The organism is Pseudomonas sp. 2995-1 (genome assembly GCF_002742505.1).
GTDB classification, from domain to species: Bacteria; Pseudomonadota; Gammaproteobacteria; order Pseudomonadales; family Pseudomonadaceae; genus Aquipseudomonas; species Aquipseudomonas sivasensis.
Genome location: NZ_LJSA01000249.1, coordinates 231183 through 246017, shown reverse-complemented (window position 1 = coordinate 246017; position 14835 = coordinate 231183). Strand labels below are relative to the sequence as shown.

The 14835-nt window shown below is 62.0% G+C and carries 13 protein-coding genes and 1 pseudogene; 7 read left to right on the top strand and 7 right to left on the bottom strand.

Features of this window, described 5'->3' with window-relative positions:
* The 7 genes from dacB to AOA61_RS03895 all read right to left on the bottom strand — a co-directional run bounded on the left by dacB (nucleotide 1) and on the right by AOA61_RS03895 (nucleotide 7304).
* Nucleotides 1-1446 carry a D-alanyl-D-alanine carboxypeptidase/D-alanyl-D-alanine-endopeptidase gene (gene dacB / locus AOA61_RS03925; protein ID WP_099601250.1) on the bottom strand — a complete coding sequence of 482 codons (1446 nt, stop codon included), beginning with the start codon at nucleotides 1444-1446 and terminating at the stop codon, nucleotides 1-3.
* A 242-nt stretch (nucleotides 1447-1688) separates the two neighbouring features.
* Entirely contained in the window at nucleotides 1689-4106 is a 2418-nt protein-coding gene (locus AOA61_RS03920; protein ID WP_032886395.1) for a TonB-dependent receptor, read from the bottom strand.
* Between the two features lie 108 nt (nucleotides 4107-4214).
* A complete protein-coding gene (locus AOA61_RS03915) occupies nucleotides 4215-5150 on the bottom strand; it encodes a glutathione S-transferase family protein (protein ID WP_032886394.1) in 936 nt (311 codons plus the stop codon).
* Between the two features lie 76 nt (nucleotides 5151-5226).
* A complete protein-coding gene (locus tag AOA61_RS03910; RefSeq protein ID WP_032886393.1) occupies nucleotides 5227-5502 on the bottom strand; it encodes a GIY-YIG nuclease family protein in 276 nt (91 codons plus the stop codon).
* Nucleotides 5503-5538: 36 nt separating this feature from the next.
* On the bottom strand, nucleotides 5539-6009 hold the full coding sequence (locus tag AOA61_RS03905; protein WP_032886392.1) for a nuclear transport factor 2 family protein: 471 nt from the start codon (nucleotides 6007-6009) through the stop codon (nucleotides 5539-5541).
* Between the two features lie 96 nt (nucleotides 6010-6105).
* A complete protein-coding gene (locus AOA61_RS03900) occupies nucleotides 6106-6741 on the bottom strand; it encodes a response regulator transcription factor (RefSeq protein ID WP_032886391.1) in 636 nt (211 codons plus the stop codon).
* A gap of 206 nt (nucleotides 6742-6947) precedes the next feature.
* A complete protein-coding gene (locus AOA61_RS03895) occupies nucleotides 6948-7304 on the bottom strand; it encodes a hypothetical protein (RefSeq protein WP_050442825.1) in 357 nt (118 codons plus the stop codon).
* A gap of 521 nt (nucleotides 7305-7825) precedes the next feature.
* Between AOA61_RS03895 and AOA61_RS03890 the strand changes: the two genes are divergently transcribed.
* The 7 genes and pseudogenes from AOA61_RS03890 (at nucleotide 7826) to AOA61_RS03860 (ending at nucleotide 14831) form a co-directional block, all read left to right on the top strand.
* Nucleotides 7826-8449: a DUF1120 domain-containing protein gene (locus AOA61_RS03890; RefSeq protein WP_032886390.1), complete on the top strand. Its 624-nt coding sequence runs from the start codon at nucleotides 7826-7828 to the stop codon at nucleotides 8447-8449.
* 45 nt (nucleotides 8450-8494) lie between these two features.
* Complete coding sequence (locus tag AOA61_RS03885; RefSeq protein WP_032886389.1) at nucleotides 8495-9109, top strand: DUF1120 domain-containing protein; 615 nt, start codon at nucleotides 8495-8497, stop codon at nucleotides 9107-9109.
* Nucleotides 9110-9139: 30 nt separating this feature from the next.
* Complete coding sequence (locus AOA61_RS03880; RefSeq protein WP_099601171.1) at nucleotides 9140-9760, top strand: DUF1120 domain-containing protein; 621 nt, start codon at nucleotides 9140-9142, stop codon at nucleotides 9758-9760.
* 69 nt (nucleotides 9761-9829) lie between these two features.
* Entirely contained in the window at nucleotides 9830-10453 is a 624-nt protein-coding gene (locus tag AOA61_RS03875; RefSeq protein ID WP_099601170.1) for a DUF1120 domain-containing protein, read from the top strand.
* A 28-nt stretch (nucleotides 10454-10481) separates the two neighbouring features.
* Nucleotides 10482-11177, top strand: coding sequence for a fimbria/pilus chaperone family protein (locus AOA61_RS03870; RefSeq protein WP_099601169.1), 696 nt, complete (start codon nucleotides 10482-10484; stop codon nucleotides 11175-11177).
* Between the two features lie 83 nt (nucleotides 11178-11260).
* Nucleotides 11261-13709 (top strand): annotated as a pseudogene (locus tag AOA61_RS03865) (fimbria/pilus outer membrane usher protein).
* 3 nt (nucleotides 13710-13712) lie between these two features.
* Nucleotides 13713-14831 (top strand): DUF1120 domain-containing protein, encoded by a 1119-nt coding sequence (locus tag AOA61_RS03860; protein WP_099601168.1) that lies wholly within the window; start codon nucleotides 13713-13715, stop codon nucleotides 14829-14831.
* Nucleotides 14832-14835 lie beyond the last annotated feature (4 nt).

Genomic DNA, 14835 nt, shown 5'->3' with positions numbered 1-14835 from the left:
CTAGTCGTGCCATTGGGTCAGGGCCTGCACGACACGGTTCTCCAACGCGCGGATGGGCGCGGCGTCACTCACGTAGTTATTGCTGATCATCGAGAACACCAGGCGCCGCCCCTCGGCATCGGTGATATAGCCGCTCAACGATGACACGCCGGCCATGGAGCCGGTCTTGGCGTGCAGGTTGTTTTCAGCTGCGGTGCCGCGCAAGCGATAGCGCAGGCTGCCGCCGGTCATACGGTCGGCGTTGCCGGCAATCGGCAAGGCGTTGTACCAGCCCTCGAACCACGGTTGTTTCGCGGTCGCGAGCAGCAGGTCCGTGAGGTTCTGCGACGACACCAGGTTACGCCGCGACAAGCCCGAGCCGTCCACCTGGACCAGCGTCGACGGGTGCATTCCCTGGCGTTTCATAAACGCCGCTACCGCTGCCACACCCGCCTGCGCTGTGCCCGCGTTGGCGGTCTTGCGCCCCATGGCTTTGAGCAACGCCTCGGACATGTTGTTGTTCGAGAGTTTGAGTAGTGGCGTGATCAGTGCCTGCAACGGTGCCGACTGATGCTCCGCCAGCACCCTGGCCGTCGCCGGGCTTGCACCGCCAATCACCCTGCGCCCCATCACCTGGATGCCCTGCTGCGCCAATGCCTGCTCGAACAGGTTGGCTACCAGTTGCGTCGGCTCCCACACACTGACCCACTGCCGGCTTTGTTTGCCCGGCGCCAGCGCGCCAGTGAGTTGCAGCACGTTGGTGCCGTGCTGACGAGTGATGCCATAGCTGTTGCCGGGGCCGCTGATGGCGCGGTTGCTGAGTTGTACGTAATCAGTAGGCGGGCTTATAGAAACATTCACCGGCTGGCCGGAAATGACCGACGCCTTGGCCGTGACGATCAAGGTGCCCGCGTCAAAATCCGTATTGGGCGATACCGTCAGCGCGGAAATCTGCGCACCGTAGTAGGTGCTTTCGTCATCCTGGGCCCAATCAACGCCCAGGCGCTCGGCGTCGAACCAGGTGTCGTCGAACACCAAGTCACCCTGCACCTGGCGCACGCCCTGGCTCGCCAGTTGGGCGGCCAATGCCTGGTAGTCGGAAAACTGTGTGGTCGGGTCGCCAAGGCCACGCAGGTACAGGTTACCGGTCAGGCGCTCACCTTGTTGCGGGCCGTCGCTCAACAGTTGCGTGGAGAACCGGTACTGGGGCCCCAGCACATCCATCGCCGCCGCCGTGGTCAGCAATTTGAGGTTGGACGCAGGAACCAGGCGTGTGCGCGGGTTGTGCTGATACAGGGTGCTGCCACTGCGGGCGTCGCGCACCATGACGGAAACCGTGGCGCCGTTGAGGACAGGATCGGCCAGCAGGTGATCCAGTGTTGAAGGCGTGGACGGCGGCGAAACACTCGCACAACCGCCCAGTAAAACGCTCAGGCACAGCAGGTGTAGCCATCTTCCAAAGTGCATCAGTACTGTGTTCCGCAAAGCCATTAATGGCCGCAACGCTAACAGCTCCGTACCTTTGTGGCGAGCGGGCTTGCCCCGCGCTGGGTGGCAAAGCCGCCCTTACTGATGCCGCCGCGTTCTTTCAGGAACACCGCAGAGTCTGTTTTGGGACTGCTTCGCAGCCCAACGCGGGGCAAGCCCGCTCACCACAGGAAGCCTGCCCACCACAAGGAGCACACTTGCCATAGGGAGCCCGTCAGGTTTTAGAACTCCAGGGTACTGGACACCGACACCTGCCGCGCATCACCAATGGACACAAACAACCGGCTGGCCGCGGAGGTGTAGTAGGTGCGGTCGAACATGTTCTTCACGTTGAGCTGGAACTTGACCTTCTGCCCTTCGATCTTGGTGTCGTAGGTGGCAAACGCGTCGGCCACGGTGTAACCCGGCAGATCGAAATCGTTGGCGGCGTCGCCGGCGCGTTCGCCGACGTAGCGTGCACCCGTGCCCACGCGCAATTGATCGCCACCAAAAATGCTGCCGAAGTCATAGGCCACCGACAGCGAGCCGGTGTGCTTGGCCACGTTTTGCAGGCGGTTGCCTTGCAGGGTCGGGTCTTTGTCCTTGATGTCTTCGGCGTCGGTGTAGGCGTAGCTGCCGATCACGCTCCACTTGTCGGTCAACTGGCCGCTGGCATCCAGTTCCAGACCACGGGACCGCACCTGGCCAGCGATGCTGTAGATGGTGTTCGCGAGGGATCCCACCGACACCAGTACGTTGCGCTTGTCGATATTGAACAGTGCCGCGCTGGCTGTGATACGTCCTGGAATATCGAGCTTGGCGCCCAACTCCCACGACTTGGATTCTTCTGGCGTGAGGTCACCGGTCAGCGTGCTGCCATCGGCCAGGGCGGCGATGGTGGAGTTGGGTTTGAACGACTCGGTGTAGCTGCCGTAGAACGATAACTCATCGGTGTAGCGATACACCAGCCCCGCACGCGGCACCCAGGCCTGGCCGTTGCCATTGGTGTTGGCCTTGAACGGCACGCCTTTGCCGGCGTATTGGTCGTACATCTGGTAGCGCGCGCCCGCGACAAAAATCCACTGGTCGGTGAGATGAATCGCGTCCTGGAAGAACAGCGAGTCGCTGCGCAACAGGTCGGTCTGGGCGCTGTCGGCGGCGCTGACCGTGGTGCCCGCGACTTCGTTGCCGTACACCGGGTTGTTGTAGTTGAACGTCGTGCGCGAGGCCTGGCGAATCAGGTCGGCGCGGTAGATCTTGCGGTACTCATCGTCCATGCCGAATACCAGATCATTCTGCAGGCCGAACACATTGACCTTGCCTTCCAGGCTGACGGTGGTGAAGCGATCGGTGGTGATCGCGCCCTGAGTGCCGTCCATCTTGCGGGTCAGGGTTCCATCCGTGTTCACCGCGCTGACGCGCACTTGGCTGGCGTCGTAGGTTTCGCGATTCCAGCTGTAGCCGAAGTGGGCTTTCCAGTCGTCGTTCAGGTCGTGGTCGGCTTCGAAGCGGTAAAGGTCGGAGCGGCCTTCCATGTTGTTGAACGGCTCATCCAGGCGCCGGGTGGATGGAATGTCCAGCGGATGATTGGACTTGTCGATGGCGGTGCCACGGTCGAACGGCGAGAGAAACTCGCGGTGTTCGTAGGCGAACAAGAGCTGGGTGCTGTCGCCGTACCAGGCCAGGGACGGCGCGACCAAGGTCTCGCGGTGAGTGCCGAAATTGCGCCAGTAGTCTTCGTCTTCATGATCGACGATCAGCCGATAGGCCAGGCCCGAGTCACCGATGGGGCCGGTGGTGTCGAGGCCGCCACCGCTGCCGTTCTTGCCGTTGCCGAAGGTCGAGCCGCGCACGGTCAGGGCAGTGGATTGGGTCAGTTCGGGCTTTTTGCTGACGATGTTCACCACGCCCCCCGGATCCTGGATGCCATACAGCAGCGACGACGGGCCCTTGAGCACTTCGACACGCTCCGCCGTGGCATTCAAGGCGCGGCCCTGCACCACCGGCATGCCGTCACGCATGATCGAGCCGTTACGGTTGTCGCCAAAGCCGCGCAGCATCACGGCGTCCTGGGTGCTGGCCAAGGTGTTGGCCTGGGTGATGCCGCTGATGTTGCCCAGGGCGTCATCCAGGTTGCGTGGGGTCTGGTCGCGCAGCACTTGGGCCGGCACCACGTTGACGGTTTGCGGGGTTTCCAGCAGCAGGGCACGGGAGCGCATCACCGAACTGGTGGGTGGCGGCTGGTAGCTGGTGCTGTCCTGGGTTTGGCCGACGCCACTGATGGTGGTAGCGCCAAGGTTGACTGCGCCATCGGTCGGCACCGGCTCAAGCGCCAGCGTGCGGGCGTCGATCTGGCGGAAGGTGAAGCCGGAGTTGCCCAACAAGCGTTGCAGGGCCTGGGTCGCGCTCATCTGCCCGCTCACGGCCGGGGCGCTGAGGCCGTAGGGCGCTTCATCGGTGTAGATCACGCTGATTCCGGTGACCCGGCTGAAATCACTCAGAGCCTGGGGCAGCGGCTTGGCAGCCAGGGCAAACGTGAACTGAGCGCTTTGCTGCTCCTGCGCCTGAGCCACGCAAAGGGGCAGCAAGGCCAACCCCGATACCGCCAATACCGAGGCTCCCAGCCACTGTTTAACCAAACCGCCCGCCGTCGACTTCATGCTGTGAGAACCCGTGTAGAAAACGCTGTTAATGCGAATAGATCGCAGTTTCAAGCACTACACGGATGGGCCACCGGTTTACCTCACGTTTATTTGCAAATATTTTTCTTACTGCGCCTGAATGCGAAAGCCAAAGCGCGGGAAGTGCACGTGCACGGTGCCGCCACGCGGGTCGGTGCGGCGCAGGATCAGCTCTTCTCGCCCGGCAAAGAGCAATTCGCCGGCGACCGGGTCGACGCCGTAGTCGATGGCGCCGATGGTCACCTGCTGGCCGGCCTTGAAGCCATTCAAGTCCTCGAACACCTCGTCCGGCAGCGGCGCCGGTGTGGCGTCGCGCGCAATCTCCAACGCCTGCTCGGCAGTCATCTGGCTGGACGTGCCGTGACCAAAACCAAGCACACGCCCCAGCCACGCAGATACGGCCGGATACGCGTCTACCAACGGCGCGGTTACCGGCGTGGCCTTGAGGAACCACAACGGATGGGCCATAGCAAAGTCGGCAATCGACGGCTCGCCAAACAGGAAGTCCCCCGACTCACGCTGCAGTTGCTGCTCCAGCCGCGCCATAATCGCCGGCCATTGGTGCTTGGCCAGCTCAGTCGGCAGCTTGCTCGCGGTGCCGCCACTGAACAGCGCGGCGCGGTCGGCAAGAAACGCCTTGATCGCTTCCGGTGGCAGCTTGCCAAAACGCACCGCCACCGATTCTGGCTGGAACACCAGGCTCACCGCGTGGGCAAACACCACGCTGTCGGCCCAGGTGGCGAAGGTTTGGGTGATCATTTCCTGGCCCAGCGGGAACAGCGCCGGCGCGGCTTTTTCCTGCTCAAGGCGACGGGCAATCAAGGCGGTGTCGCAATAGATATCGGCGCCCACTTGCAGCACTGGGGTTTTGCGATAGCCACCGGTGAGGGCCGTCAGGTCCGGCTTGGGCATCACCGGCGAGATATGCACCGAATGCCAGGACAAACCTTTGAAACCCAGCAGCAGCCGAGCTTTTTCCGCGAATGGGGAGGTTGGGTAGTGGTGCAGGATGAGTTCAGACATGCCGGGGTCCACTTGGAAAAATGAACCCGCAGCTTAGCGCGCAACGGGCTATGGCGGCGTGATGGGAACCCATCAGTCAGATCAATGAGCCCTGCGCCGCCAAACACTCCTTGGCACTCTTCTTCAGCTTCTTGATCAACCGCTCCTGGCGCAGCGCCTCGCCCTTGCTTGCGCATTGCTCGGTGTATACCAGCGCCACGGCCGGGCTGGACAGGAAGAACCGCGCGCCCTTGCCGCTCTGGTGCGTGGCGAAGCGGCGCAGCGGATCATTGCTGATGCCGCAATACAGCGAGCCATTGGCGGCGCGCACCAGGTAGACGAACCAGGGCTTGGGTGGAGGAAGATCAGTCACAGGTCATGTCGGCAAGCCAGAGGAGCGCCAATCTTATCAACGCCCAGCCTGAAATGCCTTGAGGCCTTTGCGTGCCTGGGCGCGGACGGCATTTTTCAAGGCCGGCGACCAGCCCAGCAACAGGCCCTTGATGCCCAACGCCTGGCGCGACCAGCGCCACAGGTCGAAGTGGTCGTGGTGCTCACAGATCTTGCCGTCGCGGAACACGAACCGCGCGCCGATATCGTTGACCACCGTGTTGCCGGTGGCACTGAACAGGTAAGTCGCCACCCAATGCGCACTGCCGGTGGTGTCATCGCTGCGTACATGGTCGAACGTCAGGGAGAAATCCTTGGCCCGCGTGGTCAGCATGCGCCACATGTCGCCCGCATCACGGCCGCGCAATTCGCCGAAGGCCGGGTCGCTGAACACAACGTCGTCGGTGTAGCAGGCGGCCATGGCCTCGGCGTCCAGGCGCTGGAAGGCGCTGTAAAACTCAGTAATCAAGGCGTTGTGGGCATCACTCATGGGCAGCTTCCAAACCTGGGGTTGTAGGCCGCTCAAGATAGTCTGCGCACCGGCAAAACTCTATCGGCATTTGCACAGGTGATGACGGCCCAAACCCTAGGGCACCATGCCGCAACTGCGGGCGTAGGCGAACAGGTCGACGTCGGTGGAAATGCACAGCCGGCTCATGGCCGTGCTTTTCTGTTTACTGATCGTGGAAATACTGCGATTGACCCGCGCGGCGATCTGGCTGACGGTCATGCCGCTGGCGAGCATGCGCACCACTTCGCGTTCCTTGCTCGACAATTGCGGCTGTTGCGACTGATCCCCCGTGCCTGCCTCCTCCATCTGCGCGCGCAGGCATTCACTGGCGAAGGTCTGGCCTTTGATCACGGTGCTGATCGCAACCGGCAGCTCCCGGGCCGACGCGCTCTTGGCGACGATCGCCCGCGCGCCATGGGCGAACGACGCACGCAGCGTCGCGACATTGGCAAACATCGTGACCAGGATCACCGGCAAATCCGGATACTGGCGGCGCAACAGGCCCAGCAGTCCGTAACCGTCCGCCTGCTGACCGCCCGGCATGGCGAAGTCGGTCACCAGCACATCACAGGCGACGGTCTCCAATAACCGGAGCAATTCATCGGGCCCATCGGCCTCGCCAACCACTTTGCATTTACCGCCCGCCTCAATCACCACCCGTTGGCCGATACGCACAATGGGATGATCGTCGGCAACAATTACACGAAGCATAAATACCCACGAATGATGGCAAAATGAATTCGCGCAAAAATACCCCTGTCCAAGCGGCTCAACAACTACCTGACGTGACACGTTTCGGACCGCGCCCAGCAATTGATAGCCAATAACTTCATGCCTACAAGATAAAAAGAAATTACCTACATCCAAAACCTAGTACACATCCGAACAGCATCTTGCGAACTTCCAGGCAGCACTATTCATAACCGACTCAGATAACGGATGTAGACATGCAAGTTGCGCTGAAACGCTTGCAAATGCGGGGTACTGGCCAAGACGCCTCGGGCTTTGACATGCGCGATCAGTTGCTCGCCACTCAATTCCAGGTCGGCGCCCCCCACGAACGCCAGACTCCCCACCAAACGGTGCAGGCGCTCTACCACCAATGGCGCATCGGCGCTGGCCCGGGCCTGATCAAGCAAAGCGTCATCTTCCCGTGCTTCGTTGATCAGACTGACCAGCACGCGGTTCACCACCTCATCACTGCCGAAAATCTCGATCAGGCTGCTGCGTGTCGGCCAGGCGGTATGGCGCGCACCATCAGCGGGGCCCTCCATCAACGGTGGCGAGAGTAAAGGTGTCAACTTCAGGACAGGTACTGGATTAAAAAATACCCTTGTCACCAGACTCACCTCAATGCGCTTACATTAATTTTCAAGCCCATGGGTTCTCGGCACACATCGTGAGTGGGTGAAAGGCTTTAACAGCCAACCGAGAACAACGTGCGACACTTGCGTGACACTCACATGACCATTAATAAGCAGCGACAAATAACGGTTTACCTATGAACCTGGCGATACAACAACTACGAAAAACACTAACTTTCCTACAAATTTGATCATTAATTCCCACGCACTTAGGTAGGAATAACGCCGGCCAGGATTGTCGTAAAAGTTGTATTTCCCCGCCCCCGCCCGGCAGCTAAATTGCCGTCACCCCGCAAAGAGGGAATGGACTTGCTGCCACCGGCGAGCCCAATCAAACACAACCAGCCGCCCTGATCATCGTCCTCCTTGAAAGATCGGACGATGCCGTGTGCGCGCCTTTATCAGCCAGCCCTGTAGTGGAATGTATTGAAATGAACAAATCCCTGACCCTGTTGAGCTCTGTCCTGCTGCTCGCCAATGCGCTGCCGACGTTTGCCGCCAGCAGCGTGGACATGACAGTAACGGGCGTAATCACGCCCAGCGCCTGTACGCCCAGCCTGCCGGGAGCTGTCGATTTCGGAAAGATCTCAGCCAAAGACCTGAATGCCGACGTCCAAACCCGGCTTCCTGACCAAACCATAAAACTGTCGGTCAGTTGCGAGGGTTCGACACTGTTTGCCATCACGCCCTTCGACAACCGCACCGGTTCCTCTACCCAAAACAGTGCTTTTGGCCTGGGCCTGATCAACGACACCGAGAAACTGGGCAGGTATTTCCTGACCATGCGCAACCCAGTGGCTGACGTAGCCTCAACCTTGCTGAGTACGCGCGGCGAAGGTCGCTGGGGAGAGCTGTATGAAGACGATGCGGTCGTGCCTAACGCCTTGATCGCACTGGGTAGCTTCGACGCTACCAACGGCTGGCTGCCGCACCCATTGCAAGACATGAGTGTGGAAGTGGTGCTCAACACCGCCATCGCGCCGGCCAAATCTCTAACACTCACCAACGAGGTGCAGTTGGATGGTTCGGCGACCTTTGAAGTGAAGTACCTGTAACGCCCACCCAACGTCCTTCCACCCCGCTCAAATGGTGATTGCCCTATGAACCTATGTGCCACTCGCACTGCGCTGCTATTGCTGTTCACTCCCGTCGTGTTTGCCTCCAGCAATACCGACCTCAGCGTGAGCGGCACGATTACGCCCAGCGCCTGCGCGCCGCTGATTTCCGATGGCGGCATGGTCGACTTCGGAAAAATGTCGGCAAAGTCGCTCAATGCCGACCAGCACACCTCCCTGCCCAACCAAAGCATGCATGTGAGTGTGCGCTGTGAAGGCCCCACTTTTTTCACCCTCAACACCATCGATAACCGCGCCGGCACGTCGGCCAACCATGATCGGTGGCATGGCTTGGGGATGACGCCCAGTGACGAAAAAATCGGTGGGGCAAGCTTTCACCTTTACACCCCCGTTGCGGATGGCGTCGCGGTACGCATGATTAATTCAGAGGATGGCGGCGTCACCTGGAGACCCGCCAATGAGTTGAATCACCTGTGGCTGACCACGATTGCGAAAAGCGGTGAAGAGACGCCCATCGCCGCCCAGGAGTTTGACGCCGAGATCCGTCTGTATACCCACGTTGCCCCTTCGGAGCGCTTGACCCTGTTGGACGAAGTCCCCATCGACGGTCACGCCACCATCCAACTCAAGTACCTGTAATTACCCATTATCGAAAGGAATCAGTTCGCCATGAAAACCCTGCTCAGTACCGTCGCAGCCAGCGTGATGCTGGTGACCGGCGCGACCGCCTTCGCAGCCTCCACCGTCGACCTGGCGGTCAAGGGCCTGATCGTTCCCAGTGCCTGCACGCCCACCCTATCCGGCGGCGGCATCATCGATCACGGCAAAATCTCCGCCAAGGACCTGCGCCCGAACAACCCCACGCTCATCGGCACGCACACCCTCATTATCGAAGTGAATTGTGATGGTCCGACCACGTTTGCCCTGAACTCAATCGATAACCGGGCAGAATCGGCACTGATGAGCACGCTGTACGGCCTGGGCCTGATCAACGGCACGCAAAAACTGGGGTGGTTCACGCTGATTTTGGAGAACGCCATCGCCGACGGCGCCCCAGTGAAAACCATCGCCTCCGAGGATGGCGGCAAGACGTGGTACGAAGAAAGGTTCTGGGACCCTGGCCTCTACATGTCGGTAGCAGCCACAAGTGACACCTCGACGCCAGTACCCGCCACGGAATTGGTGGCTGACCTGCAGGTGAACACCTCGATCGCCCGCACCGACGGCCTGGACCTGACCAACGAGGTCACCCTGGATGGTTCGGCCACCCTGGAAGTGAAGTACCTGTAACGCCAGGGCGACCATGCCCAGGCATGGTCGCCTTTACGTACGGCCACCGTCCTCCAGCCAGTGATCCCCATGAACCTGCAGCCCAATCTTTTTGCCGTCCTGCTCACACTGACCTTCGCCGCACCGACAAGCGCAGCATCGATAGTCGACGTCACGGTGACCGGCAGGCTCACCCCGGACGCCTGCCACGTCGAGCTGTCGGAAGAAGGCATTGTCGACCACGGCAAGATTCCCACGCATACCCTCAACAGCGATGAATTCACCGTGCTGCCAAGCCAGCTACTGGAACTCTCCGTGCAATGCGCGCGGCCCATGCTGTTTGCGCTGGCGGGCATCGACAATCGCGCGGAATCAGCACTGACGCCGGATGTTTTCGGCCTGGGTCGAAATATTCATGCCCCCGATGAGCGCATGGGCAGTGTGGCGCTTTCCTATCGCAACGCGGTGGGCGATGGGCAGCCCATGCAGGTGCTGGTGTCCACCGATGGTGGTGAAACCTGGGCCGCGCGGCCCGACGCCGAGCCAAAGGCCTACGCCGGTTTCGCGCTACCGGGTGACCGTCAGCCGGATTTCATCCGCCAACTGGACGCCCAATTGCACGTAGAAACGTCCATCAACTTTTCAAACTACCTGACCCTGGATCAAGAGGTGCCCTTGGACGGGTCGATCGTCCTGGATCTGCGCTACTTCTGATTCTTCTTTTGCCCAATGGAACCCCGTCATGACGACGTTACTTTTGAACATCGCGGCCCTGACACTTCTGTTCAGCCTGAATGCCAGGGCCGACGGAATGGTCCCCGACACCTCCGTGGTGATCGTGCATGAAAGCGAGGGCGAGGCCAGCGTTTCGGTGACTAACACCGACAGCCAACTGGCCCTGCTGCACGTCACCCTGGAAAACATTCCGGAAGACACAGAGCCGTTGTTGGTGGTCACTCCCCCGCTGGCGCGCGTCGACCCCGGCAAATCGCAACTGGTGCGTTTCATTTTGCAGGCGCAGCAGCCGCTGATGGCGCAGCGGCTCAAACGGGTGATTTTCGAAGGCATGCCCACCGGCCGAGCCGCCACCAAAGCAGGGCATGCCCGCGTCGGCGTGACCGTGCGTCAGAACCTGCCGGTGATCATTCATCCCGAAGGGCTGGCGCCCAATCGCACGCCCTGGACCGGTTTGACCTGGGCCCTTGAGAACAACCAATTGCAGGTCAGTAATGACACGCCGTATGTGGTGCGACTGGCCCAGGAACTGAGCCTGCTTCCGGGTAACGGCAAGGCGATGCTGCCGCGCACCTACGTGTTGCCGGGCGAGCGATTGCGTGTACCGGTAACCGGCACCGGCGCCCAAACTGTCCGGCTGCAACCGGCCACCCTCTATGGCTTCGCGGTGGCCGCCTACGAAGCCCCTATCACCGTGCTCTAACGAAAAAAACAGACGCTCGCGCCTGTAAATACGAAGTGACGGCGCAATGACCGTCACCGCGACGCACAGACGTCCAACACTTAATGCCTTTGGTGAAAACAGTCGTGAATGATCGTGACGGCAAAGCCGTGCCCGCCGCACCCACCCACCTTGCCCTGCCGGCGTGGCTGTTAACCTGCGCCCTGCTCCCTGAAGTGACCTGGGCCGATGCCGATTCCGGTTTCGATTCCAAGACCCTGAGCCAGCGCGGCATTGATCCGCAACTGGCCAGCCTGCTGCTGGAAGCTCCGCGCTTTACCGCTGGCAAACACGCGGTGACGCTGCGGGTCAACGGCCAAAACCGTGGTCGTCTGCAAGCCCGTTTCGATCAACAGGGTGCCCTGTGTTTCGACCGCACGTTACTGGACGCCGCCAACCTGGTGATCCCGGACGACAGCGGCAAATGCCACGACTTTCTCACCCAATTTCCCCAGAGCCTGATCGAACCCGACCCGGCCACCCTGACGGTGTCGCTGGTGGTGCCGACCGAGGCCCTGCGACCGCTGAAGCAGGATGTCTCGGGGTATCAAGCCGGCGGCGTCGCGGCCTTGCTCAACTATGACCTGAGCGGTTTCTACAATCAGTTGGGCGATGACACCAACCGCTTCGGCTCGGCCAATACCGAAGTTGGCTTCAACGCCGGCGACTGGATCGTGCGCAGCCGCCAGGTGCAGACCTGGCAGGACGGCCTGTCGCGCAGTACCCACCTGGAAGCCTACGCCCAGCGCACCTTCGCCCAGCATCAGGCGGTGCTGCAAGCCGGGCAGATCAGCCTCTACAACCCGGTGCTGTCCGGGGCGCAGATCAATGGCGTGCAGGTGTTCACCGAGCAGGCACTGCTGGACCAGGAGCAAGGTGCAACCATCGAGGGCATCGCCAACAGCCCGGCGCAGGTCGAAGTGCGGCAGAACGGCGCGTTAATCCACTCAACGGTAGTCCCCGACGGCCCGTTCGCCTTGCGCGATGTGCGGCGCTTGAACACCCGCTCGGACGTCGAAGTGACTGTTCGGGAAAGCACCGGCGAGGAGCGCCGTTTTACCGTGCCGGCAGCGATGCTTGGCCTGGGCCTGCCGGCAGCCGGTTATTCGGTGGGCGCAGGTCGCGTACGCAATATAGGTGACGCCAAAGGCGATGACCCCTGGGTCGTCAGCGCCGGCTGGAACGGCGCCGTGCACCCGCAAGTCTCGGTGGGCGGCGGCCTGCTCGCGGCCAGCGAATATCGCGGCGTGGGCGCAAGCCTGGCCTGGCTGCCAGGGCTCGACAGCCAAGTGCAACTGGCCAGCCAGTTCTCCGATGCGCAGTCCCACGACAAGGCCCAAGGCATGCAGACCGACCTCGCATGGTCCCAGCGCCTGGGTGAGCAATGGTCATTCAGCGCAGCCAATTCCTGGCGCACGCCGGGCTATCGCGATCTGGAAGAAACCACTTACGACACCCAACCCGACCACCATCGCCGCTCACGTTACCGCGACCAGCAAAGCGTCACTCTCGGCTGGTCGCACCCATCGCTAGGGGCGTTCAGCGCCGGGGTGTCGCGTTCCAGCAATTTTGACGACGAGACCAGCAGCCGTGCCCTGGCCTCGTGGGGCACCAGTGTCGGCGGCGTATCGCTGTCCGCCAGCGCCGAATGGCAGATGGGCGGTCGCCAACAGCAGGACAACGCGGTGTACCTGAACCTCAGCCTGCCCCTCGGCGAGCGTCGCCGGGGCCGCGCGTGGGTGCGCAATTCGGGAGGCGAGCATCGCTCGGGAGTCGGGCTCAACGAGCAGATCGACGATCAACTCAGCTACCGCGTCAGCGCCGAATACGACACCCGCGACCGCCAAGTCGAGACCACCGTCGGCGTGTCCACCCTGCCCCGCTACAGCCAGTTGGACCTGAGCTACAGCCGCAGCGACAGTGAACGTTCGAGCTACCAGGGCGGCGCGCGCGGCGCCGTGGTGGCCCACGGTAGCGGTCTGACCTTCTCGCCGTATCCCGTGCGCGACACGTTCGCACTGGTGTCAGTGGGCGACATGAGCGGCATCAAACTCAGCACCCCCCAGCGGCCCGGTCTGGACCGACTGGCAGGGGCAAGCGGTAGTGTCCCAGGTCAACGCCTATGGCCGCAGTCCGGTCGAAGTGCAGACCCGTTCGCTACCGCGCAATGCCGACATCAACAACGGCCTGGCGATGATTTCGGCCGGGCGCGGTGCGGTGGATCGTGTCGAGTTCGGCGTGGCGCTCACCCGTCGGTTGCTGCTCACCGCACGCACTGATCAGGGCCAACCGCTGCCGCGCGGCGCGGTGGTAAGCACTGCCGAGGGCGAGTTCATCACCCTGGTCCAGGATGGAAGCCAGGTGTTCCTGCCCAACGTGCTGGAGCACACCACGCTGTGGGTCAGCAACGCCGACATCGGGCGCTGTGAACTGCGCTTCGACCTGCCGACCAAGCCCGACCCCACGGTGTATTTCGAAACCGCCGACGCCCGCTGCCATACCCCTGGAGAATGACCGATGCCCATCCTGAGAGTTGCCTGCCTGCTGCTGATAGTGTCCAACTGCGCCTTGGCCGCGGATGAATGCCAGTTAAACTTCAGCGAGGCGCGCCTGGATTTCGGCTCAATGAACCGCGCCGCGCAGCACGACAGCGCCCCCCAGCGCCTACTCGGCGAGCGCCGTCTGAGCCTGACGCTCAACTGCGCGCAACCCGGCGACATGAGCCTGTTCTATCGCGCTGTCGCCGCAAGTGCCGAGCGCCTGCAATTCACCGAGCACGGCAGCTACGCCATACAGGTCAGCGACGGAATGCTGGATGGCCAGGCGGTCAACCTAGGGTTGCTGCCCGCCAACGGTCAGCCGCCCGTGGCCACCGGCGCCGCACTCGGCTGGCGGCCGGGGCACGGGATCGCCCCGATGCTCAACGGCACACCGCTGACCGGCAAGCATTTCACGCTGCAACTGAGCGTGAGCGCCTGGGCCGATGCTGCCGCCACACGCGTGCGGGACGCGACCACTTGGGAAGTGACCGGCCGCGTCTCCCACCCGCAAAGCGAGCGAGAGCTGACCCTGCAAGCGCACTTCGCCCCTGTGGCGTGCGTGCCGCTATTGTCTAATGGCGGGCTGGTGAATTACGGCAGGCTGCTGGCCAAGGACTTGAGCGCCACCAGTGAAACGCCGCTGCCCACGCGGACCTTGCAGTTTTCCGTGAGCTGCGACGCCGCCACGCCCTTCGCCCTGAAAATGCATGACAACCGCAACGGTTCCGCCACCGGCGGCACCGATGAAACTGCCTACGGCCTGGACGTGGACTACAGCCACAACAAGATCGGGCGCTACTACGTGAACATCGACCCGGCCGAGTTCAGCGCTGATGCCCTCGGCCCGCTGTATCGCACCGACTCCACCAGTGGCGGGGCGGCGTGGAGCAGCTCCAGCCCGCGCCAAATCCCCATCGCCGCCAACAGCCTAATGGGCTTTACCGACCGCACCGCCAGCACGCTGGGGCCGGTGCCGATCCAGAACCTCTCCGGCACGCTGCGCATCAAGGCCTACCTGGCGCCGATGGAATCGCTGGACTTGCGCAACATGGTGCACATCAACGGCGCCGGCACCCTCGAAATCATTTACCTGTAACCCA

What these genes read in the sequence shown, in the direction of transcription:
- dacB (WP_099601250.1), bottom strand. Translation starts at nt 1,446, where the DNA reads ATGCACTTTGGAAGATGGCTACACCTGCTGTGCCTGAGCGTTTTACTG.
- AOA61_RS03920 (WP_032886395.1), bottom strand. Translation starts at nt 4,106, where the DNA reads ATGAAGTCGACGGCGGGCGGTTTGGTTAAACAGTGGCTGGGAGCCTCG.
- AOA61_RS03915 (WP_032886394.1), bottom strand. Translation starts at nt 5,150, where the DNA reads ATGTCTGAACTCATCCTGCACCACTACCCAACCTCCCCATTCGCGGAA.
- AOA61_RS03905 (WP_032886392.1), bottom strand. Translation starts at nt 6,009, where the DNA reads ATGAGTGATGCCCACAACGCCTTGATTACTGAGTTTTACAGCGCCTTC.
- AOA61_RS03900 (WP_032886391.1), bottom strand. Translation starts at nt 6,741, where the DNA reads ATGCTTCGTGTAATTGTTGCCGACGATCATCCCATTGTGCGTATCGGC.
- AOA61_RS03895 (WP_050442825.1), bottom strand. Translation starts at nt 7,304, where the DNA reads ATGGAGGGCCCCGCTGATGGTGCGCGCCATACCGCCTGGCCGACACGC.
- AOA61_RS03890 (WP_032886390.1), top strand. Translation starts at nt 7,826, where the DNA reads ATGAACAAATCCCTGACCCTGTTGAGCTCTGTCCTGCTGCTCGCCAAT.
- AOA61_RS03885 (WP_032886389.1), top strand. Translation starts at nt 8,495, where the DNA reads ATGAACCTATGTGCCACTCGCACTGCGCTGCTATTGCTGTTCACTCCC.
- AOA61_RS03880 (WP_099601171.1), top strand. Translation starts at nt 9,140, where the DNA reads ATGAAAACCCTGCTCAGTACCGTCGCAGCCAGCGTGATGCTGGTGACC.
- AOA61_RS03875 (WP_099601170.1), top strand. Translation starts at nt 9,830, where the DNA reads ATGAACCTGCAGCCCAATCTTTTTGCCGTCCTGCTCACACTGACCTTC.
- AOA61_RS03870 (WP_099601169.1), top strand. Translation starts at nt 10,482, where the DNA reads ATGACGACGTTACTTTTGAACATCGCGGCCCTGACACTTCTGTTCAGC.
- AOA61_RS03860 (WP_099601168.1), top strand. Translation starts at nt 13,713, where the DNA reads ATGCCCATCCTGAGAGTTGCCTGCCTGCTGCTGATAGTGTCCAACTGC.